This is a genomic window from Allobosea sp. 05T422_2, from assembly GCF_056396265.1.
Window position 1 is genome coordinate 1 of record NZ_JBFTLD010000111.1, and the last position, 20,316, is coordinate 20,316.

General features: G+C 65.8%; 19 protein-coding genes and 1 pseudogene. 12 read left to right on the plus strand and 8 right to left on the minus strand.

Annotated elements, in window-relative coordinates; all coding sequences use genetic code 11:
* Nucleotides 1-144 precede the first annotated feature (144 nt).
* Nucleotides 145-573: a GFA family protein gene (locus AC1DJT_RS19295; protein WP_441507294.1), complete on the minus strand. Its 429-nt coding sequence runs from the start codon at nt 571-573 to the stop codon at nt 145-147.
* 136 nt (nt 574-709) lie between these two features.
* On the opposite strand from AC1DJT_RS19295, the gene AC1DJT_RS19300 reads away from it, so the two are divergent.
* The 7 genes and pseudogenes from AC1DJT_RS19300 to lhpI all read left to right on the plus strand — a co-directional run bounded on the left by AC1DJT_RS19300 (nt 710) and on the right by lhpI (nt 7,322).
* Nucleotides 710-1,240 carry a GNAT family N-acetyltransferase gene (locus tag AC1DJT_RS19300; protein WP_441507293.1) on the plus strand — a complete coding sequence of 177 codons (531 nt, stop codon included), beginning with the start codon at nt 710-712 and terminating at the stop codon, nt 1,238-1,240.
* 271 nt (nt 1,241-1,511) lie between these two features.
* Nucleotides 1,512-3,224: pseudogene (rpsA, locus tag AC1DJT_RS19305) on the plus strand (30S ribosomal protein S1); the annotation flags it as partial.
* Nucleotides 3,225-3,312: 88 nt separating this feature from the next.
* On the plus strand, nt 3,313-4,602 hold the full coding sequence (locus AC1DJT_RS19310; RefSeq protein ID WP_476834680.1) for an Hsp70 family protein: 1,290 nt from the start codon (nt 3,313-3,315) through the stop codon (nt 4,600-4,602).
* 85 nt (nt 4,603-4,687) lie between these two features.
* Nucleotides 4,688-5,656: a signal peptide peptidase SppA gene (gene sppA, locus AC1DJT_RS19315; protein WP_476834681.1), complete on the plus strand. Its 969-nt coding sequence runs from the start codon at nt 4,688-4,690 to the stop codon at nt 5,654-5,656.
* 28 nt (nt 5,657-5,684) lie between these two features.
* On the plus strand, nt 5,685-5,969 hold the full coding sequence (gene ihfB, locus AC1DJT_RS19320) for an integration host factor subunit beta (protein ID WP_476834682.1): 285 nt from the start codon (nt 5,685-5,687) through the stop codon (nt 5,967-5,969).
* Nucleotides 5,970-6,018: 49 nt separating this feature from the next.
* On the plus strand, nt 6,019-6,357 hold the full coding sequence (locus AC1DJT_RS19325; RefSeq protein WP_441490233.1) for a LapA family protein: 339 nt from the start codon (nt 6,019-6,021) through the stop codon (nt 6,355-6,357).
* A gap of 14 nt (nt 6,358-6,371) precedes the next feature.
* Nucleotides 6,372-7,322, plus strand: coding sequence for a bifunctional Delta(1)-pyrroline-2-carboxylate/Delta(1)-piperideine-2-carboxylate reductase (gene lhpI, locus AC1DJT_RS19330; protein WP_441490232.1), 951 nt, complete (start codon nt 6,372-6,374; stop codon nt 7,320-7,322).
* A gap of 6 nt (nt 7,323-7,328) precedes the next feature.
* Here lhpI and AC1DJT_RS19335 read toward each other — a convergent pair whose 3' ends face one another.
* Nucleotides 7,329-7,502, minus strand: coding sequence for a DUF3309 family protein (locus tag AC1DJT_RS19335; protein ID WP_441507290.1), 174 nt, complete (start codon nt 7,500-7,502; stop codon nt 7,329-7,331).
* A 97-nt stretch (nt 7,503-7,599) separates the two neighbouring features.
* The gene (locus tag AC1DJT_RS19340; protein WP_441507289.1) at nt 7,600-8,586 is read right to left on the minus strand and encodes a Bug family tripartite tricarboxylate transporter substrate binding protein; all 987 of its coding nucleotides are present in this window, start codon (nt 8,584-8,586) and stop codon (nt 7,600-7,602) included.
* A 160-nt stretch (nt 8,587-8,746) separates the two neighbouring features.
* Between AC1DJT_RS19340 and mepA the strand changes: the two genes are divergently transcribed.
* Nucleotides 8,747-9,694 carry a penicillin-insensitive murein endopeptidase gene (gene mepA, locus AC1DJT_RS19345; RefSeq protein WP_441507288.1) on the plus strand — a complete coding sequence of 316 codons (948 nt, stop codon included), beginning with the start codon at nt 8,747-8,749 and terminating at the stop codon, nt 9,692-9,694.
* A gap of 8 nt (nt 9,695-9,702) precedes the next feature.
* Here mepA and AC1DJT_RS19350 read toward each other — a convergent pair whose 3' ends face one another.
* On the minus strand, nt 9,703-10,833 hold the full coding sequence (locus tag AC1DJT_RS19350) for an extensin-like domain-containing protein (RefSeq protein ID WP_441507287.1): 1,131 nt from the start codon (nt 10,831-10,833) through the stop codon (nt 9,703-9,705).
* A 377-nt stretch (nt 10,834-11,210) separates the two neighbouring features.
* On the opposite strand from AC1DJT_RS19350, the gene AC1DJT_RS19355 reads away from it, so the two are divergent.
* The gene (locus tag AC1DJT_RS19355; protein WP_441507286.1) at nt 11,211-12,455 is read left to right on the plus strand and encodes an amidase; all 1,245 of its coding nucleotides are present in this window, start codon (nt 11,211-11,213) and stop codon (nt 12,453-12,455) included.
* Nucleotides 12,456-12,787: 332 nt separating this feature from the next.
* On the opposite strand, the gene AC1DJT_RS19360 is transcribed toward AC1DJT_RS19355, so the two are convergent.
* The gene (locus AC1DJT_RS19360; RefSeq protein WP_441507285.1) at nt 12,788-13,096 is read right to left on the minus strand and encodes a hypothetical protein; all 309 of its coding nucleotides are present in this window, start codon (nt 13,094-13,096) and stop codon (nt 12,788-12,790) included.
* 188 nt (nt 13,097-13,284) lie between these two features.
* Between AC1DJT_RS19360 and AC1DJT_RS19365 the strand changes: the two genes are divergently transcribed.
* The 3 genes from AC1DJT_RS19365 to AC1DJT_RS19375 all read left to right on the plus strand — a co-directional run bounded on the left by AC1DJT_RS19365 (nt 13,285) and on the right by AC1DJT_RS19375 (nt 15,919).
* A complete protein-coding gene (locus tag AC1DJT_RS19365) occupies nt 13,285-14,277 on the plus strand; it encodes a Tim44 domain-containing protein (protein WP_441507284.1) in 993 nt (330 codons plus the stop codon).
* A 201-nt stretch (nt 14,278-14,478) separates the two neighbouring features.
* Nucleotides 14,479-15,285, plus strand: a complete 807-nt coding sequence (gene dapB / locus AC1DJT_RS19370) for a 4-hydroxy-tetrahydrodipicolinate reductase (RefSeq protein ID WP_441507304.1) — start codon at nt 14,479-14,481, stop codon at nt 15,283-15,285.
* A gap of 10 nt (nt 15,286-15,295) precedes the next feature.
* On the plus strand, nt 15,296-15,919 hold the full coding sequence (locus AC1DJT_RS19375) for an alpha-ketoglutarate-dependent dioxygenase AlkB family protein (RefSeq protein WP_441507283.1): 624 nt from the start codon (nt 15,296-15,298) through the stop codon (nt 15,917-15,919).
* A 15-nt stretch (nt 15,920-15,934) separates the two neighbouring features.
* On the opposite strand, the gene AC1DJT_RS19380 is transcribed toward AC1DJT_RS19375, so the two are convergent.
* The 3 genes from AC1DJT_RS19380 to AC1DJT_RS19390 all read right to left on the minus strand — a co-directional run bounded on the left by AC1DJT_RS19380 (nt 15,935) and on the right by AC1DJT_RS19390 (nt 20,087).
* Nucleotides 15,935-16,555: a trimeric intracellular cation channel family protein gene (locus AC1DJT_RS19380; protein WP_441490223.1), complete on the minus strand. Its 621-nt coding sequence runs from the start codon at nt 16,553-16,555 to the stop codon at nt 15,935-15,937.
* Between the two features lie 3 nt (nt 16,556-16,558).
* Nucleotides 16,559-17,179: a nucleotide exchange factor GrpE gene (gene grpE / locus AC1DJT_RS19385; RefSeq protein ID WP_441490222.1), complete on the minus strand. Its 621-nt coding sequence runs from the start codon at nt 17,177-17,179 to the stop codon at nt 16,559-16,561.
* 88 nt (nt 17,180-17,267) lie between these two features.
* A complete protein-coding gene (locus AC1DJT_RS19390) occupies nt 17,268-20,087 on the minus strand; it encodes a [protein-PII] uridylyltransferase (RefSeq protein ID WP_441507303.1) in 2,820 nt (939 codons plus the stop codon).
* Between the last annotated feature and the right edge of the window lie 229 nt (nt 20,088-20,316).

Genomic DNA, 20,316 nt, shown 5'->3' on the forward strand with positions numbered 1-20,316 from the left:
AGAGACATCGATTCCAGCATAATGCTCCACGGCTGTTCCTCTCATGATGCTTGAGGCCGATCGCTCGGACCTCGTTTTCAACACCATCATTCTGAGGGACAGCCACCCAAAATGGCTATTCGAAGCGCCGGCCCATTACGGCATCTAGGGAGCGCCGACGTCCCGTTTTGTTTCCTCCACATGCCACCATCCGGGCCGCCCGTCGCGATAGCTGTGGGAGGTCGGCATCAGCTCCGCCGAGAGCGGCTTGTCGAAACAGCCGAGGAGCAGCGCCATGACGGGATCGTCATCGACTGCGCCGATGCTGCTTCCACAGGCCGGGCAGAAGGCCCGGCTCGAATAGTCCGACGAACGGAAGAGCGACGGTGCCCCGCCGGGGCCGGTCCAGGCGATTGCGTCCCTGGCGAACTCGACCCAGGCGACTGTCAGTGCTCCGGTATGGCGCTGGCATAGGGTGCAGGAGCAGGTGTGCGGCTTCTCGGCCGGGCCCTTGGCCTCGAAGCGGATCGAGCCGCAAAGGCATCCGCCGGTATAGTGCGTCGGCCTGGCCGTTCGCCGGTCGTCATGATTCACTGCCCCAACTCCCGCGGTGTCCTCACCGCCGGTTCGCCCTATCCCGTCGCCGCGTGGACTGGAACCCCCATCGGTCATCGGAGTATGTCCAACGCGATTGCCGAGTGCTGCGGAGCGATGAATGACTGGATGTGACATGGCCGAAATCACGATCCGCCTCGCCGTGCCGCAGGACGCCGGCCGCCTTCCGGAGGTCGAGCGTTCCGCCGGCCAGATTTTCCGAACCGTACCAGACCTGGCCTGGATCGCGGACGATGCCGTGATGTCGGCCGAGCCCCATCTCGTCAGCATCGTCGCTGGCACGAGTTGGGTTGCTCTTGACGTGACAGGCGAGGTCGTCGGCTTCCTCAGTGCCGAGCGGATCGACACCGAATTGCATGTCTGGGAGCTGGCGGTCCGTGCAGACCGCCAGGGCAGGGGCATCGGCACTCACCTGGTTGGCGCAGCCATCGGCCATGCCAGGGCAAGTGGGCTGCGGGCCCTCACACTCACCACCTTCCGGGCTCTTGCCTGGAATGAACGCTTCTATGTCCGGCTCGGCTTCGTGACGCTCGAGGACGGCGCGATCGAGGGAAGGCTCCGCGCGGTCCTGGAGCGCGAAGAGATACACGGGCTTCCCATCGCGCGCCGCTGCGCCATGCGCTTCGACCTGATTGCGAGCAGCTGACGGGCAAAACTCTTGCCGTGCGTCGCTTGATCGACTACATCCGCCTCGTCCGAAGGGCCGTGATCGATCACAGCCGGGGGCGGCCTTTGAGGCTGGCTCCCGTTTGGTGTTGGAAGCGAGCTCGTCGGATACGGATCATGTTCGACGGCTCAGCGCCGCCAGCCTCCCTGCGAGGCAGCCTCCATGAGGCGCCGTCGGAGACGGTCCGGACCGCAGCACCAACCCAAACGGCGCTTGCCGGCTATCGCGGGATACGCGACCGGCGTCAGGAGAATGCATGTCAGCCGTAGAAAGCTATCACGCGGGTCGCGAGGACTTCGCCGCCCTGCTCGAGGAATCCTTCGCCCGTAACGACGCGCTTGAAGGTTCCGTTATCAAGGGCATCGTCGTCGCCATCGAGAAAGATATGGCGATCATCGATGTCGGCCTGAAGACTGAAGGCCGCGTCGCCCTCAAGGAATTCACCGGCCCCGGCCGCGACCAGGACATCAAGGTCGGCGACGAGGTCGAGGTCTATCTCGACCGGGTCGAGAACGCCCTCGGCGAAGCCGTGATCTCGCGCGACAAGGCTCGCCGCGAAGAAAGCTGGGTCAAGCTCGAGAAGGCCTATGAGGCTCGCGAGAAGGTCACCGGCATGATCTTCAACACGGTCAAGGGTGGCTACACCGTTGACCTCGACGGCGCCGTCGCCTTCCTGCCGCGTTCGCAGGTCGACATCCGTCCGATCCGCGACGTCGGCCCGCTGATGGGCCAGCCGCAGCCGTTCGAGATCCTCAAGATGGATCGTCGTCGCGGCAACATCGTCGTTTCGCGCCGCACGGTTCTCGAAGAGACCCGCGCCGAGGCCCGTTCCGAGCTGGTCGCCAGCCTCGAAGAGGGTCAGGTCATCGACGGCGTCGTCAAGAACATCACCGAATACGGTGCGTTCGTTGACCTCGGCGGCATCGACGGCCTGCTGCACGTGACCGACATGGCCTGGCGCCGCGTCAACCATCCGTCCGAGGTCGTAACCATCGGTCAGACGGTCAAGGTCAAGATCATCAAGATCAACCAGGAGACGCACCGCATCTCGCTTGGCATCAAGCAGCTGCTGGCCGATCCGTGGGATGGCATCGCCGCCCGTTATCCGGTCGGTGCGCGCCTCAAGGGCCGCGTCACCAACATCACGGACTACGGCGCGTTCGTCGAAGTGGAGCCGGGCATCGAAGGCCTCATCCACGTCTCCGAGATGTCGTGGACCAAGAAGAACGTCCACCCCGGCAAGATCGTCTCGACCTCGCAGGAAGTCGACGTCGCGATCCTCGAGGTCGATCAGGTCAAGCGCCGCATCTCGCTCGGTCTCAAGCAGACCCTGCGCAATCCGTGGGAGGTCTTCGCCGAGACCCACCCGTCGGGTTCGGTGGTCGAGGGCGAGGTCAAGAACAAGACCGAGTTCGGTCTCTTCCTGGGTCTCGAAGGCGACATCGACGGCATGATCCATCTCTCCGATCTCGACTGGAACCGTCCGGGCGAGCAGGTCATCGAAGAATACAAGAAGGGCGATATGCTTCAGGCTGTCGTTCTCGATGTGGACGTCGAGAAGGAGCGCATCTCGCTCGGCCTGAAGCAGCTTGGCGGCGATCCCTTCGTGGATGCCGGCGAGTTCAAGAAGGGCCAGGTCGTCACCTGTGAGGTGATCRAGGTCAAGGAAGCCGGTCTCGACGTCAAGATCACCGGCACCGACATGACCACCTTCATCAAGCGCGCCGAAATCGCACGCGAGCGCTCCGAGCAGCGCCCCGAGCGCTTCGCGGCTGGCGAGAAGGTCGATGCCCGCGTCATCCTGTTCGACAAGAAGGCTCGCAAGATCCAGGTGTCGATCAAGGCGCTGGAAATGGCCGAAGAGAAGGAAGCGATCGCTCAGTTCGGCTCGTCCGACTCCGGCGCCTCGCTTGGCGACATCCTCGGCGCGGCCCTCAAGAAGGCCAGCACCGAGAAGAAGTGATCTTCGGGCCGCGTCTCGCGGCCTGACACATCCATCAGCCCGCGCGGAGAAATCCGCGCGGGCTTTTGTTTCGGCGAAAGGAAGCGGCATGAACGACATCGCGATCGGCATCGATTTCGGCACCACCAACAGCGTGGTCGCCCTGGCACGGCCGGATGGTTCGGTCTCGACCCGCAGCTTTGCGACGAAGCAGGGCGCCGTCGACGCCTACCGCTCGGCGCTGATGTTCTGGCGTGAGGGCCGGCCGCCGCAGGCCCGTGTCGTGCATGTCAGCGGACCTGATGCGCTCGACATGGCGCTGGGCATGACGACCGAGCATCGCTTTCTGCAATCGCTGAAGACGCATCTGTCCAGCCGCGCCTTCCAGGAGACGCGCCTGTTTGGAAAGCTGTATCGGCTCGAGGACCTGATCGGCGTCTTCCTCGCCGATCTCAGTGCCGGGCTCGACGATCTCTCGGAGACGCCACTGATCTCGGGCCGCCCGGTCGTCTTCGCCGGCGAGCGCCCGGACGAGGAACTGGCCGTGAAGCGCCTCTCGGCCTCCTATGCGAAGGCTGGCATGCCCAAGGTCGATTTCGCCTATGAACCGCTCGGCGCGGCCTACTGGTATGCGCGCGACCTGAAGACGCCCCAGACCATGCTGGTCGCCGATTTCGGCGGCGGCACGAGCGACTTCTCCGTGATGCGCTTCGAGCCTGGCGGGGCAGGGCGGCTGGAAGCGATCCCGCTCTCGCATGCCGGTGTCGGCGTCGCCGGTGACACCTTTGACTATCGCATCATCGAACACGCCGTTTCGCCGCGGCTCGGCAAGGGCTCGCAGTATCGTTCCTTCGAGAAGCTGCTGCCGATTCCCGCCCATTACCACGCGGCCTTCGCGCAGTGGCACAGGCTCTCGCTGATGAAGAGCCGCGAGACCATGGCCGAGCTCAAGGCGCTGATCCGCGACGCGGTCGAGCCCGGCAAGCTCGAGGATCTGCTGACCGTGATCGAATACGATCTTGGCTATGAACTCTATCGCGCCGTCTCGGCGGCCAAGGTTGCGCTGTCGTCGCAGGACGAGACCGTGCTGAACTTCCGCCAGATGGATGTCAGCATCGAGGGGACGATCCGCCGGACGGATTTCGAAAGCTGGATCGCCGAKGACGTCGCGTCGATCGAGGCGGCGCTCGATCGCGCCCTCGTCGAAGCCAAGGTCGAATCCGGTGCGATCGAGGCCGTCTTCATGACCGGCGGAACATCGCATGTCCCGGCCGTGCGCGCCCTGTTCGATCGTCGCTTCGGCTCGGAACGTGTTCACATCGGTGACGCCTTCCGGTCTGTCGCGAGCGGCCTTGCGCTATTGGCGCTCGATCGGCAAAGAGCGACGCTCGACGCCTGAGGCCGAGCGTCGCCTTGCCCCGTCGCTGCGGCGAGGCTACATCACGGGCCCAGCCAGCGTCCGTGACCACAGGAGCGTTTACCCCATGTCGTCCGATGCAGACCTGCTCGCCGACCGCCGCAACCTGCGGCGTAAGCTGACGCTCTGGCGCCTGCTCGCCGTTCTTGGCGTCATCGCGGCGGCTGTCGTCGCGGGGCTGGCCTGGAGCGGCAACGCGCCCGGTTCGACCTCCCGCGCGCATATTGCGCGGGTCACCATTTCGGGTTTCATCTCAGGGGACAGGCGCACGCTCGATCTCATCAAGTCGCTCGAGGACAGTCGGGCGTCCGCCGTCGTGGTTCGGATCGACAGTCCCGGCGGCACCACCAGCGGTTCCGAGGCCTTGCACATCGCGCTGCGCAGTCTGGCGGCCAAGAAGCCGATGGTGGCGGTCGTTGACGGGCTCGCCGCCTCGGGCGGCTATATCGCGGCCATGGGCGCGGACCGCATCGTGGCGCKCCAGACCTCGCTCGTCGGCTCGATCGGCGTGCTCTTCCAGATTCCCAATGTCGGCCGCCTGCTCGACACCGTCGGGGTCAAGGTCGAGGAGATCAAATCGAGCCCGCTGAAGGCGGCGCCGAACGGCTTTGAGCCGACCTCGCCTGAGGCGCGCGCCGCGCTGCAACGTGTGGTCGAGGATAATTACGATTGGTTCAAGCGCCTCGTCGGGGACCGCCGCAAGCTCGGAGAGACCGAGATTGCCGTCGTATCGGACGGCCGCGTCTATTCCGGCCGGCAGGCCGTCGGCCTTAAGCTGGTCGACGAGATCGGCGGCGAGCCGGAGGCGATCGCCTGGCTCGAGCGCGAGAAGAATGTCGCGAAGGATTTGCCGGTGCGTGACTGGCGCCGCCGCAACGAGGCCTCCGCCTTTGGTCTGTGGAGCGCTGGCGAGGCGATGGCCCGCGCAGCCGGTCTGGAATCGCTGGCCGTGATCCTTGCGCGGGCTGCCGATCAGCCGGTTGGCCTGCGGCTTGACGCGCMCTTGGCGCTCTGGCAGCCTGTCGCCGAAAAGTGATGTTGATACAATCGGTTATATTGGACACATGATAAAATCTGAACTCGTTCAACGCATCGCCGAGCGCAACACTCACCTCTACCAGCGCGATATCGAGAACATCGTCACGGCTATCCTCGACGAGGTCGTCAAGGCGCTGGGGCGTGGTGACCGTGTCGAACTGCGCGGCTTTGGTGCATTCTCCCGCAAGGCCCGCGCCGCAAGGGTCGRCCGCAACCCTCGCACCGGCGATGCGGTCGAGGTCGAAGAGAAGTTCGTGCCGGTCTTCAAGACCGGCAAGGAGCTTCGCCAGAGGCTGRACGGCAAGCACTGACATCCAGCCGGATGTCAGGCTCGCTCGTGCGGCACGCGAGGAAAAATCCATGAAAGCTTTCTTCAAGGCGCTGATCCTCGTGCCGGTCGCCTTGGCGATCGTCCTCTTCTCGATCGCGAACCGGGGCCCGGTGCGGGTCTCGCTCGATCCGTTCAGCCGCGACGCGCCGACGCTGGCCTTCGATCTTCCGCTCTTCGCCGTGGTTCTGGCCGCGATTGCTGCGGGGGTCCTGATCGGCGGCCTCGCCTCATGGATCGCGCAGGGCAAGCATCGCAAGGCGGCGCGACGCAATCGTCGCGAGGCCGAGGCTCTGCGCAGCGAGGCGCAGTCATTGCGGGCCGCTGTGCCCGATTCCGCCCTGCCGGCTCTGACCAGCCGCAACAACTGATTGACGAAAGACAGATGCGCGTTATCCCCGCGGCGGAGATCGACCGCCTTCTCACTTTCCCCGCCTTGATCGATGCGCTGGATGGAGCCTTTCGCGGCGACATCGTCACGCCTGTGCGCCATCACCACGAGATCGAACGGCCGGCCGATCATGCCACGCTTCTGCTGATGCCGGCCTGGACCGGGCCGACCGCGCCGGAGGCTTTCCTCGGCACCAAGGTCGTCACGGTCTATCCGTCGAACGGCTCGCTGAGCCTGCCGAGCGTGATGGGCACATACTTGCTCATGAACGGTTCGACGGGCGCGCCGCTCGCCGCGCTTGATGGCGCGCGCCTCACGGCCTGGCGGACGGCCGCGGCCTCCGCGCTCGCCGCACGCAAGCTCGGGCATCCCCATGGCAAGCGCATGCTGATGGTCGGCTCGGGCGCGCTGGCGCCTTTCCTGATCAAGGCGCACGGTGCCGTGCGCGATTTCGAGGATATCGCCATCTGGGGCCGCCGGCGCGAGGGAAGCGAGGCGGTGGTGGAAGCCCTGGCCGCGGAGGGTATTACCGTGCGCGTCAGCGACGACCTCGAGGGCGACGCACGGCAGGCCGACCTGATTTCCTGCGCGACTCTGTCGCGAGAGCCCATTGTCATGGGCCGCTGGCTGAAGCGCGACGCCCATCTCGACCTCGTGGGCGCCTTCAATCTGTCGATGCGCGAGGCCGATGACGAGGCTCTGCACCGTGCGCGCGTCTTCATCGACACTGAAGCCGCCCTGGTGGAGGGCGGGGATGTGGCGGTCGCGATCAAGGCCGGTGCTTATGAGGCGGACAAGGTCGCCGGCACGCTGGCTCAACTGTGCCGCGGCGAAGTCGCCGGGGCCAATGAGGACGGCGAGATCACGCTGTTCAAGTCGGTCGGTACCGCGATCGAGGATCTCGCCGCGGCCATGCTGGTCTGGCACCTCGCCAATCCTAGCTGAATCCCGTCAGACACGGACGGGCACGCCCCCGATTGCACCTAGCAGCCAAAGCACCAGAACGACCATCAGAACGACGCCGACKACACCGCCGAGGCCGGCATTGCCGTAGCTGCGATGGCCATAATACCCGCCGCCGCCGAGCAGCAGGATGACCAGCAGAACGATAACGAGTGTAGACATGACGCGCCCCTCTCCCTGTCGCATCGCGCTGCCGCGATGCGACAGGATGCGACAGGGAAACGTCTGGGGTGTACCGAGAGTTCCCCAGGAGTGCCGCTTACTCCACCTTGACGCCGACCTCGCGGATCAACTCGCCCCACTTCTTCATTTCCGCCTGCAGAAAGGCGCCGAGCTCTGCCGATGTGTTGCCGACGGGTTCGGCCGCCAGAAGGTCCATCTTGGCCCGAAGCGCTGGATCGGCGAGCCCGGCCTTGGTGTCGGCATGGATCTTGTCGATGACGGCCTGCGGGGTCTTTGCCGGAGCGAAGAGCGCGAACCAGGAGGAGACATCGAAGCCCGGAACGACGTCGGCAATCGGCGCGAATTCCGGAGCGGTCGCCGAGCGCCTCGCCGTGGTGATGCCGAGGCCGCGGATCGACCCCGAGCGGACATGGGGCAGCGCCTGGGTGATGTTGTCGAAGATCAGGTCGACCCGCCCGCCGATCAGGTCCTGCGTTGCCTGCGCGGTTCCGCGATAGGGCACGTGGACCATCTTGGTGCCGGTCAGCTTCTGGAACAATTCGCCGGAGAGATGGACCGAGGTCCCGACGCCGGATGAGGCATAGGTCAACTTGCCGGGATTGGCCTTGGCATAGGCGACGAGCTCAGCCGTGTCCTTGACCGGGAGATCCTTGTTGACGACCAGCAGGTTCGGCACCAGCGCAACCATGGTGATGGGGGCAAGATCCTTGGCCGGGTCGTAGTTCAGCTTGGCGTAGAGATACTGGTTCGTCGCCATGCCGACGGAGACGATCAGGAAGGTGTCGCCATTGGGCTCCGCCTTGGCGACGACATCGGTGCCGATATTGCCACCGGCACCGGGCCGGTTCTCGACGACGATGTTTGTGCCCCATGCCTGGCCGAGCTTGTCGGCGACGAGGCGCCCAAGCACGTCCGTCGCTCCCGCTGGCGGGAAGGGCACGACGAGTTTCAGCGTCCGGCCCTGCGGCCAGGAGCCCTGCGCAAAGCTCGCCGTGCCGGGCAAGGCCAGGCTTGCACCAAGCCCTCCAAGCAGCGCGCGGCGGTTGATCGTGGTGTCCGTCATCAGCGTTATCTCCTCCCATGGGCGCGCGATCTTCTTCTGGGCGAAGGCGCCCGATCGCTGCGTAGCCAAGGCTGCAACCCTGCGTAGGCGTTGTCCATGCCTGATACGTGTGACGTTTCTCGTGCTTGACCTGATCTCCAAAACCCGGCGTTCTCGGGCGATGCAGAGCACGAATCGCCCGCTCCTGGCCCTGTCCGCCTTGCTCCTGGCCGCGCTGACGGCACCGGTCGTGCATGCGCAGTCGACTGCGGAGGAGGAAGCGAAGCGCCGGACGGCCAATATCGCGGCCTTTCCCGAGGCGGCGCGTGCCCTGTTCGGGCAGAAGACGACGCCGGCCAGCATGCAGGCCCGTGCCATCGGCTCCTATGCGAGGGGGTGTCTTGCCGGTGCGACGACGATGCCGGTCGACGGCGAAAGCTGGCAGGTGATGCGGCTGGCCCGGAACCGCAATTGGGGCCATCCTGCGCTGATTTCCTATCTGGAGACGCTTGCCCGCAACGTCCCCAGGATCAACGGCTGGCCCGGCCTGCTGGTTGGCGACATCTCCCAGCCGCGCGGCGGCCCGATGCTGACCGGCCATGCTTCGCACCAGATCGGCCTCGATGCCGATGTCTGGCTCACGCCGATGCCGAAGCAGCGCCTCGACAGTGACGCGCGCGAGAATATGTCGGCGGTGAACATGGCGCGAGCCGACTGGCGCGATGTCGACCCGAAGAACTGGACGCCCGCCCATACCAGGCTGATCAAGTCCGTGGCTGCCGAAGCGCGTGTCGAGCGCATCTTCGTCAATCCCGCGCTCAAGGTTGCATTGTGCCGCGAGGCTGGTGCGGATCGCTCATGGCTCGAGAAGGTCAGGCCGATGTGGGGCCATAACTACCATTTCCATATCCGGCTGAGCTGTCCGGCGGGAATGGAGGGGTGCTCCGGCCAGGAGCCGCCGAATTTTGGCGACGGCTGCGGCGCGGAACTGACCGGCTGGGTCGAGCGGCAATACAAGGCGATCTTCAATCCGCCCAAGCCGCGCCCGGGACCGAAGCCCAAACCGAAGCCGCCGATGTCCGTCGATGCATTGCCGGCGGAATGTCGGCAGGTGCTGGTCTCGCGCTGACGCTGCCCTCAGTAGCGCCGGCCGCCGCCGGTTTGCGCCCGGCCGTAAGCGAAGGGGTCGTTGCCTGGCGAGATCTGCGGCTGTGCCTGCTCCTCGCCCTGCATGTCCATGACGCCATTGCCCTCATCATCGCCTACGATCAGTTCTTCGGCCGGCGGGACGGAGCCCGGCAGCCTCAGCGGGCCTTGCGCCGCGCTCGGTGGTGTCTCCGGTCGGTAGCGCGGCGGGTTGAGCGGCTGCTCGTCGAGATAGCGCCGCTGTGCATCGAGGCTCTGGCCGCCTTGATGGTTTGCGACCGGATAGCCGCCGTTGACCGCGCCGGGGGGGCGCAAGCCGTCGCTGGGCTGCCGTAGCATGCTGCCTGAGGCGCCTGCCACCATGGGTGGGAGGTTGTCGCGCATGGACTTCTGCGCGGTCGAATAGGTGCGTGCCGGGTCCGGCGGCGGCAGGTTGTAGTTCGGGGTGTATTTGATCACCGGCTTGCAGATCTGCCGGCCCTTGGCGTGGCGCGCCAGATCGATGTGGAAGTGATCGTAGTGGAACATGTCCGCACCCGGCCCGAGCACGGTCGAAAACTGCTGGCAAGCGCCGACGAAAACCTCGCGCAGGAAGGCCTGCTCTTCAGGCGAGCCGTGCCAGCCGTCCTTGACGGTGATGTTGCGCCCGTCATTCAGCCGGAAGGAGAACACGTCGACGGCATTGCCGAAGGCATGCTCGGATGTGCGGCTGGTGCCGGTGCCGTTGTTCATCGCCCGGCAGGAATAGGAGCCTGCCCTGAGCTCGATCACCTGCGCGCCGAGTACGTTCTGCGCCGCTGGTTGCACCACTTCGGCCAGCCACTTGTCGGTGGTGGCGACGATGGGGCAACCGAGCGTGGCATTGCTGGTGAGGTGAACCGAGCCACCCGAGAAGGCGGAGACACGGAGCGGCCTGGTCATGCCGCAGGTGCCCGGCCCGTCGATCGGCTTCTCGCGCAGGCTGACATAGGACGAGAGCGGGACCTGACGGGAGGCCATGCAGGCGGCTTCCGCCTGGTCGCGCCAGGCGGCACGCTGTGCTTTCTGGAACTTGCCGCAGCCGGCAAGTCCAGTGGCGCCGATGACGCCGAGCGCGAAGAGGGCGAGATGAACGCGTCGCATGACCGATCAAATGCGACCCGGTTGGTGAACGGTTTCTCAACCCAGTGAGCCCCGTACGCCACAGGCGGATTAACTTTKGAGCGGCGGTTAACGAGTGGTTAGCGGGCCAGTCCGGCCTGACCTAAGGCGATCCGGCGCATCGACGTCATGCGCCAAGGGGGATGTCCGGCGGTATCGCAGCGCGCTGAAATCATGCCAGCATCTGCTCTCAGCATCGGCCCCTAAAAGTGGAATGCAGTTTTTGGGAAAGCCGATGCAACGCAGAAGACATCGGCCCCTAAACGTGGAACGCGGTTTTCGGGAAAGCCGATGCAGACACAGGTGGTTGGATCATCGATCCGACGATCCAACCAAAGCCAGCCCTTCGAGGATCTCGCATGCTGTCCGTTCGCGCCATTGCCCATCAGGTTTCCAGCGGCGCCGTGAGCGCGTCGGCCGCGCTGGCCGATTGCGCCACCCGCATCGCTGCCAAGGAGCCCGACATTCGCGCCTTCGCCAGTCGGCCCGAACGGCTGGAGCCCGGCTCCGGCCCGCTCGCGGGGGTCGCATGCGGCGTCAAGGACATCATCGACACCGCCGATCTGCCGACCGGCATGGGCTCCCCGATCTATGATGGCTGGCAACCGCGCGCCGACGCGCCGATCGTGATGGCGCTCAAGGCCGCCGGGGCGACAATCGCGGGCAAGACCCACACCACCGCCTTTGCCTTCCTCGATCCGGCGCCGACGCGCAATCCGCATGATCTTACCGCGAGCCCGGGAGGGTCGTCGGCAGGTTCGGCGGCGGCGGTCGCAGCCGGTATGATCCCCTTGGCGATCGGTACGCAGACCGGGGGCTCGGTCATTCGGCCCTCGTCCTATTGCGGTGTCGCAGGCATCAAGCCGTCCTATGCGTTGCTGCCGACCGTCGGCATCAAGCCCTTCTCCTGGTCGCTCGATACCGCCGGGCTGATGGCAGCGAGCGCCGACGATCTGGGTTTTGCACTCGCGGCCCTGACGGGCCGGCCTGAGCTGGACGCTGACATGGCGAGGCTGGAGGGCTCGCGGATCGGCGTGACGCGCCAGCCCTTTGCCGGGGAGCCGGAGGCGGGTTCCGAAGCCGCGCTGGCCGCGGCTCTCGCTCTTGTCGCGAAGGCGGGAGCGACCGTGGTCGAGCTCGCGACGCCGCGGGCCCTGGTTGAAGCCTTCCACGCMCATGGCCCGCTGCAGGATTTCGAGGCCGCGCAGGCGCTCTCCTGGGAGTATCGCAACCATCGCGGCGTGATCCCGCCCAAGCTCTCGGCCTATCTCGATGCGGCGGGAGCCGTTTCGCCGACGCAGTATGACGACGCGCGTGCGCTATCGCGCCGCGGGCGTGATGCCTGCCGTGACCTCTTCGCCGGGGTCGACGTCGTCGTGAGCTATGCCGCGCCAGGCGAAGCGCCGGATACGCTGGGCTCGACCGGCGATTCCCGCTTCAACCGATTGTGGACTTTGCTCGGCACGCCATGCCTGACGATTCCAGTGACGACGGGGCCTCGCGGATTGCCGGTGGGGGTTCAGATCATCGGTCGTTTCGGAGCGGATGAGCGCGTMATCGCTGTGGCGAAGGCTTTGGAAAGACTTGTCGTCTCAAGGAGATGATCTTCTTTGTCCACAAATCAAATCAATGATTTAATGAAGTGTTAGGGATACAATAGGCTCTGCCACGCCGCCGTCATGAGGCAGCCCCCTTGCGGCCATCGTCAGTTCTGCTAGCTTCGGTGACAGGTCAATGACAAAGGAGGATGCGATGAGCCTCACGCTGAGTCTCGACCGGTTGGCGATGGGCGCGGCCTTTGTGTTCATGATCGCCATCGTGTTGGGGGCGTTCTGACTGCCGTCAGTCTTAAGTCGAATGGACCGCAAGAGCGTTTGAAAAAAGACGCCGCCGAACACGGGTTCGGCGGCGTTTTTCTTATGCCGGAATGGGTCGATCAGCTTTCCGGGCAGGGATTCTCCGTGATCTGCCAGGACATCATGTTGATGACCCGGCCGCATTCGGCGAGCCGCCGCCCCTGCGTCGTCTTGATGCAGGCGGTCAGCCCTTCCGCAATCTTCCGTCCGTCGCTCCAGCAGAAGCAGAGCGGCTCGGGCGCCTGCGCGAGCCGCGGTGGATCGAGGGCGACAGCCGGTTCACCCGCTCTCGGTGCAGTGAACGGGGCAAGTGTGAGCAGCGTGGCAAGGGCGAGGCAGCGCAGCGCGTGCGGTGCTTTCTGGCGCGGCCTCCGTGACATCCGGATCATGGCACACTCCTTCGCCGGCCCGCGCACGGGCGATTGGGCGAATGAGCCAGTTTAGCACGGCTCCGGGCCCCGCATGAAACATTGATTATTATTTTGGCTCACGCGCTTGGCCGCCCCGACCTTGCGCAAGGGCAGGGCGCGCGCCATATTTCGCGGCAGCGGGCCCAACGGGGGCTCCGGGAGGAACCATGTCACTGATTTCACTTGCTCGGCGTGGCCGGGTCGTCGCCGTGGTCGCTGGTGCGCTTTTGCTCGTTCCCGTGCTGGCCGAGGCTCGTCCTGGTGGCGGCAAGGGTTTCGGCAGCCGCGGCACGCGTACCAATTCGGCTCCGGCCCCGACGAATACAGCGCCGACGGGCGCACAGCCTTTCCAGCGTAGCGCTGCTCCGACGCCGTCTCCGTCGATGGCGGGTCCGGCCGCTGGCGCGGCGGGTGCTGCCGCACAGGCGGCGCGTCCGTCCATGGCACGTAACCTGATGATGGGCGTCGGCGCCGGCCTGCTCGGCGCTGGCCTGTTCGGCATGCTTTCGGGCTCGGGCTTCTTCAGCGGCCTGGCTTCGCTGGCCGGCATCTTCGGCTTCCTGTTGCAGATCGCGCTGATCGGCGGCCTGATCTTCCTCGCGATGCGCTTCTTCCGGCGCCGGTCCGAGCCGCAGCTCGCCACCGCTGGCGGACCGATGTCGCGTGAGGCCGCCCAGCCTCAGCCGAATCCGCGCATGTCTGCGATGGGCGGCCTCGGTGGCGGCGCGCCGCGCGCGGCGTCCAAGCCGGTCGAGATCACGCTCGCGGGCGAGGATTTCAGCAGCTTCGAGCGGCTGCTCGGCGAAGTGAACACGGCCTATTCGAACGAGAACCAGCAGGTTCTCCGCGAGAAGCTGACGCCCGAAATGGCCGGCTATTTCGCTGATGACATTGCCGAGAACGCCGCCAAGGGGCTGGTTGATCGGGTCTCCAACGTCAAGCTGCTGCAGGGCGATCTCTCGGAAGCCTGGCGGGAGGACGATTTCGAGTTCGCAACCGTTGCGATGCGCTTCAGCCTGATCAACGCGCTGACCGAGCGMGCCACCGGTCGCATCGTCGAGGGCAATGCGACCGTCCCGCAGGAGGTCACGGAACACTGGACCTTCGTGCGCTCGCGCGGCGGTGACTGGAAGCTCTCGGGCATCCAGCAGGCTGCCTGACGCGACAGGCATCGTAGCAAGGATCGACGGCCGGGAGCTTCCCCGGCCGTTTTCGTTTCGGCGCTGTGCGGGCCGGTCTTGTCGCCTTGTTCGAGCATCCACCCGGGGACGAAGGCAGAGTGGTTTCGCGTGATGCGGTGATGCTCTATAGCCGCTGCGTCACCATCCTCGACTGGTCAGGAGCTTCCCCTCATGAGCGACATGCGTCTCGTCGTTGTCGGCGCCGCCGGGCGCATGGGGCGAATGCTGATCAAGGCGATCACCGAGGCCGAGGGCTGCACCGTTTCGGCCGCGATCGAGCGTTCGGGCTCCGCTGCGCTGGGGCAGGATGCCGGCATTCTGGCGGGCTTGCCTGCACTGGGGGTGCCGGTGACCGACGATGCGCTGCCGGCCTTCGTTGAAGCTGAGGGCGTGCTGGATTTCACGGCGCCTGAGGCCACGGTCGCTTTTGCGGCCCTCGCCGCGCAGGCCCGCATCGTCCACGTCGTCGGGACCACGGGTATGGAGCCGGTCCATCTCGCCAAGCTCGAGGCGGCTGCGCGCCATGCTGCGATCATCCGCTCCGGCAATATGAGCTTGGGCGTGAACCTGCTGGCAGCCCTGGTCCGCAAGGTTTCTGCCACGCTGGGTACGGACTGGGATATCGAGATCGTCGAGATGCATCACCGGATGAAGGTCGATGCGCCATCGGGCACGGCGGTGCTGCTCGGCGAGGCCGCGGCACAGGGGCGGGATGTCTCTCTCGCTGAGACCCGCGTCGCCTCGCGCGATGGCCATACCGGCGTCCGCCCTCCCGGCGCGATCGGGTTTGCGGCGTTGCGCGGCGGCACCGTCGTTGGCGATCACAAGATCATCTTCGCTGGTGCGGGCGAGCGGCTGGAACTKGCGCATGTCGCCGAGGACCGTGGCCTGTTTGCGCAAGGCGCGGTCAAGGCGGCGCTCTGGGGCAGGGGGCGTAAGCCCGGCCTCTACTCGATGGCTGACGTCCTCGGCCTCGATACCCTGTGACGGCGCGCCCGTGACCAGGCTTGCCGTCGCTCCCGGCGTATTTCATTGGCCGGGCTATCTTTCACCCCAGATGCAGTCGGCGCTGCTGGCCGAACTGCGCGAGGTTGCCCGGCAGGCGCCATTCTTCTCACCGCGGATGCCGAAGACCGGCAAGCCGTTCTCCGTGCGAATGACCAATTGCGGCTCGCTGGGATGGGTGTCGGATCTGGCCGGCTATCGTTACCAGGCCCAGCATCCCGAGACCGGCGCGCCCTGGCCGCCGATGCCGGCCGTGTTGCTCGATGCCTGGCGTGCGCTTGCCTGTTACCCGCACCCTCCTGAGGCCTGCCTGGTCAATTTCTACGAGGCGAGCGCGAAGATGGGCCTGCACCAGGATCGTGACGAGCGGGAGTTCGACGCGCCGGTGCTGTCGCTGTCGCTCGGCGACACGGCGGTCTTCAGGATCGGCGGCACGGAACGCGGCAGCAAGACCGTCTCGCTGAAACTTGCCTCGGGCGATGCATTGCTTTTCGGTGGCGAGGCGCGCCTTGCCTATCACGGGATCGACAGGATACTGGCGGGCTCGTCAGCCCTGCTGCCGCAGGGGGGGCGGATCAATCTGACCTTGCGGCGCGTGACGAAGCCAGGAGGGTGATCGGGGTGAGGCTGATCAGGCAGAACCTGAGCCAGGCAGATTCGGAAACGACCAGCCGAGCAGGATCGAGCCGGCGCGCAAGCCAAATCCGGCTGCTATGCCCCCGAGCATTACCAGGAGCGGGCTGACGCCGAGACCGGACAGGAACGCCGTCATGGTTGCCCCAGTCGCCGCCGCCGTAACGTAGAAATCCCGGCTCCATAGCACCATTGGCCTGTCGCCGGCGAGGATGTCGCGCAGGATGCCGCCGAAGGAGGCGGTCACCGCTCCCAGCGCCACCGCCGAGAGGACCGGGACGCCGGCCATCAGCGCCTTCTGCGTGCCGACGACCGCGAAAAGCGCAAGCCCCGCGGCATCGGCCCAGACGAGCATGCGCTTGCCCATCCAGCCATCAAGCGTGCCGGGACGAAAATAGGCCGTTGCCCAGGCCGCAAGCGCGACGATCGTGCAGACGATCACGTCCGACGGCGCCTGCACCCAGCCGACGCCGCGGTCGAGCACGAGATCGCGCAAGGTGCCGCCGCCGACGCCAGTGACGGTCGCAAGCAGGATGAACCCGAACGGATCCATCCCCTTGCGGACCGCGACCAGCGCTCCCGTCAATGCGAAGACGGCAACGCCGGCAACCTCCAGCACGGTTCAGTGGCCTGTATTGGTGTCGCCGCCGGCCTCGGCCGAAGGCGCCTTCGGAGCGCCGGCGGAGACGCCCACCAAGGCCGGCCGCAACACGCGCTCGCCGATCTTGTAGCCGGTCTGCACGACCTTCGAGACAAGGCCCTTGGCGATGCCGGCGTCGGGCGCCTCGAACATTGCCTGGTGCAGATGTGGGTCGAACTTCTCGCCATGGGGGTCGATGCGGCGCACGCCATGGCGTTCCAGGGTCTTCAGCAGTTCGCGTTCGGTGAGCTCGACACCTTCGACCAACGCCTTCAGGGCCGCTTCGCCCTCGGTGCGAGCGGTCTCCGGCAGGCTCTCAAGCGCGCGGCGCAGATTGTCGGCCGAACCGAGCAGGTCTCGCGCAAAGCTCGTCACCGCATAGGCCTTGGCGTCGGCAATCTCTCGCTCGGTGCGCCGACGCAGGTTCTCCATGTCGGCCAGGGTGCGCAGCAGCTTGTCCTTGAGGTCGTTGCGCTCGGCTTCGACCTGCCCGAGCTGGGCTTCGAGCCCGGACTCGAGCGGGGCCGGCTCGTTTGCCTCTTGGGCGGCCATCTGGGCGGCCATGTCCGGCTTCGGTTCGTCGGTCGCAGGGTTCCGCGTCATCGCCTCATCCAATTCAAATCATGGGGCTGGTCGTCACTCGGGAGCGCGACAGCGTTCGAGGCCGATATCGGCCTTGTGGTCCGCGAAATCAAGCACGGGCGGGCACGCGCGTCTTTCCGCCCTGCGCCTTCTCGTGGTCAAAAGCGAAAACCTCCAGCAGTGCCTTGCGGATGCTGAGCTGCCGCGCCGTGCCGGTGATCTTGGCGTTGGTCAGGTCGGTCACGTAGAAAACGTCGACGGCCTTCTCGCCGAACGTGGCGATATGGGCCGAGGCAATATTGAGGTTGAGCTTTCCGATCGCGGTGGTGAGATCGTAGAGCAGGCCCGGGCGGTCGAGGCCGGAAACCTCCAGGACAGTGTGCCGGGTCGAGAGCACGTTGTCGATGATCACCTCCGGCGCGACCTGGAAAGTGGCGCCACGCGGCGGCGGCGCGCGGCGCTGCGCCACCAGATCGGCGATCTTGATCTCGCCCTTCAGCGCCCGTTCGATCGCGGCGGCGATGCGGCCGGCCCGGCGTAGCTCGTCGTCATCGCGCTCGAACGCGCGCGAGATGAAGATGGTATCGAGCACGAGGCCGTCGGTAGTCGTGAAGATCTGGGCGTCGACGATGTTGCCGCCGGCCGCGGCGCAGGCGCCGGTGACGATGGCGAGCAGGCGCGGATGGTCGGGCGCCAGAATGGTCAGCTCCGTGATGCCGCGGAACTGGTCTGTCTCGACCAGGGTTGCCGTGGTGCGCCCTTCAGCCTCGGCCCCGCGCAGGAAGCGCGCCTGCTTCTCCTGACGCGGCAGGTCGACCTTGATCCAGTAGGGCGGGTAATGGCGCGCGAGATAGGCCTCGCGTTCCTCCTCGTCCCAGTCGGCCAGCGCCGCCCTCAGCGCATCCTGTTTCTGTTCGACGCGCGCGCGGCGCTCGATGCCGGAATGACCGCCGGCCAGCACGATTTCGGTCTCATAGTAGAGCGTGCGCAGGAGTTGGCCCTTCCAGCCGTTCCAGACGCCGGGCCCGACCGCCTTGATATCGGCAACCGTCAGGATGAGGAGGAGCTTCAGCCTTTCGAGGGTCTGCACGGTGGCCGCGAAGCTCTCGATCGTCTTGGGGTCGCCGAGGTCGCGGCTCTGGGCGACGGTCGACATGTCGAGATGGTGCTGGACCAGCCAGGCGACCGTCTCGGTCTGCGCCTCGCTGAGCCCGAAGCGTGGGCAAAGCTTGCGCGCGATCCGGCTGCCGGCTTCCGAATGATCTTCCGGCTTGCCCTTGGCGATATCGTGCAGAAACAGCGCGACATAGAGCGCCCGGCGGTTGGTGATGGTCGGGAAGATCGAGTTCGAGAGCGGATGCTCCGCCTCGAGCGCACCGGCCTCGATTTCGGAGAGAACGCCGATCGACCGGATCAGATGCTCGTCGACGGTGTAGTGGTGATACATGTTGAACTGCATCATCGCGACGACGCGCCCGAATTCGGGCACGAAGCGGCCGAGCAGCCCCGACTCGTTCATGCGGCGCAGCACCGCCTCCGGCGCGCGCCGCGACGTCAGGATATCGAGAAAGATCCGGTTCGCTTCGCGGTCGTTGCGCAAATGCGGCGTGACCAGTTTGAGGGATTGCGTCACCAGGCGGCTTGCATCGGGATGAATGGCGACGTCGTTTCGGCTGGCGATCTCATAGAGCCTGAGCAGGTTGATCGGGTCGCGCTTGAAGGCGTCGCCGTCGACGACGTTGAGCCGCTGGCTCTTCAGCGTGAAGTCGGGATGGCCGAGCGCACGCACCTGCCGCCGCTTGGTGAAGGTGCCGAGCAGGCTAGACAGGCTCGCCCGCGGCTTCTGCTGGCGCGCCTCGAGGGCGGCGCAGACGATCGCGGTCAGGTCGCCGACATCCTTCGCCACCAGGAAATAGGCCTTCATGAAGCGCTCGACCGGGGCCTGGCCGCTGCGGCCGGCATAGCCGATCGCCGTCGCTACCTGCCGCTGCAGGTCGAAGGAAAGGCGCTCCTCTGCCCGGCCTGTGATGAAATGCATCCAGCAGCGCACCCGCCAGAGGAACTCCTCCGAGCGCTGGAACATCAGCAGTTCCTTGCGGTCGAACAGCCCGGCGGTGACCAGTTCATCGGCGTCATGGACGCGGTAGGCGTATTTGGCGATCCAGAACAATGTGTTGAGGTCGCGCAGGCCGCCCTTGCCGTCCTTGACGTTGGGCTCGACGAGATAGCGCGATGATCCCGCGCGGCGCACGCGTGCTTCGCGTTCGGCAAGCTTGGCTTCGGTGAAGGCGGGCGCCGAGCCTTCGACCACCTCGGCGTCGAAGCGGTGCACCATCTCGTCGAAGAGCGCCCGGTCGCCGGTGAGGAAGCGGGCCTCGAGCAAGGCGGTGCGGATCGTCATGTCGGCGCGCGCTTCGCGGATGCAGTCGTCGACCGAGCGCACGGAATGGCCGACCTTCAGCTTCAGGTCCCAGAGGGGATAGAGCATCGCTTCGACCACGCTCTCGCCCCAGGCCGTCTGCTTGTGCGGGAACAGGAAGAGCAGGTCGACATCCGATCCTGGCGCCAGTGTACCGCGGCCATAGCCGCCGACGGCGACGACCGCGATCCGCTCGGAGGAGGACGGGTTTACGGCGGGGTAGAAGTGCTCGCTCGCCGCCACATGCAGGCAGCCGACGATGCCGTCCATCATCGCCGACAGGCGCTGGGCACAGGCGAGGCCATTGCGCTCCTCGCTCAGGATTTCCTTGGCGGAGGCGTGACCTTCCTCGAGTGTATGGCGCAGGCAGGCGACCAGTTCCTGCCGCAGATCGGCGGCCGATGCCTTGCGCATCTTGCCCGCCAGCCGGGCAACGGCGGCGGCAGGGTTCGCCAGCACCTCCGCGAGGGCAAAGTAAGGGGTATCGGCGCTGATCGACACGGACGGCATGACCTTCGGATATCGCGCAGGACGGCTTCGAACCAAGCCGCTCGTAACATGGTGACGGGATTCCCAGAAACCAGAAATTACACGCAACAGAACGTGTATTATATCATTTAACAGTCTATCTGAGTTTGTTTGACAAACAGAACGATCGGACCTAGAAAGAGGACACGCGCCGATTTGAGCCACCAGCTTGCGGGCGCGAAACAAGTGCAGCTAAAGCGTGGGGTAGGAT

Bases quoted from the DNA above. Each gene is read 5' to 3' on its own strand.
- AC1DJT_RS19300 (WP_441507293.1), top strand. From the start codon at position 710: ATGGCCGAAATCACGATCCGCCTCGCCGTGCCGCAGGACGCCGGCCGC.
- AC1DJT_RS19325 (WP_441490233.1), top strand. From the start codon at position 6,019: ATGAAAGCTTTCTTCAAGGCGCTGATCCTCGTGCCGGTCGCCTTGGCG.
- lhpI (WP_441490232.1), top strand. From the start codon at position 6,372: ATGCGCGTTATCCCCGCGGCGGAGATCGACCGCCTTCTCACTTTCCCC.
- AC1DJT_RS19340 (WP_441507289.1), bottom strand. From the start codon at position 8,586: ATGACGGACACCACGATCAACCGCCGCGCGCTGCTTGGAGGGCTTGGT.
- mepA (WP_441507288.1), top strand. From the start codon at position 8,747: ATGCAGAGCACGAATCGCCCGCTCCTGGCCCTGTCCGCCTTGCTCCTG.
- AC1DJT_RS19350 (WP_441507287.1), bottom strand. From the start codon at position 10,833: ATGCGACGCGTTCATCTCGCCCTCTTCGCGCTCGGCGTCATCGGCGCC.
- AC1DJT_RS19360 (WP_441507285.1), bottom strand. From the start codon at position 13,096: ATGATCCGGATGTCACGGAGGCCGCGCCAGAAAGCACCGCACGCGCTG.
- grpE (WP_441490222.1), bottom strand. From the start codon at position 17,179: ATGACGCGGAACCCTGCGACCGACGAACCGAAGCCGGACATGGCCGCC.
- AC1DJT_RS19390 (WP_441507303.1), bottom strand. From the start codon at position 20,087: ATGCCGTCCGTGTCGATCAGCGCCGATACCCCTTACTTTGCCCTCGCG.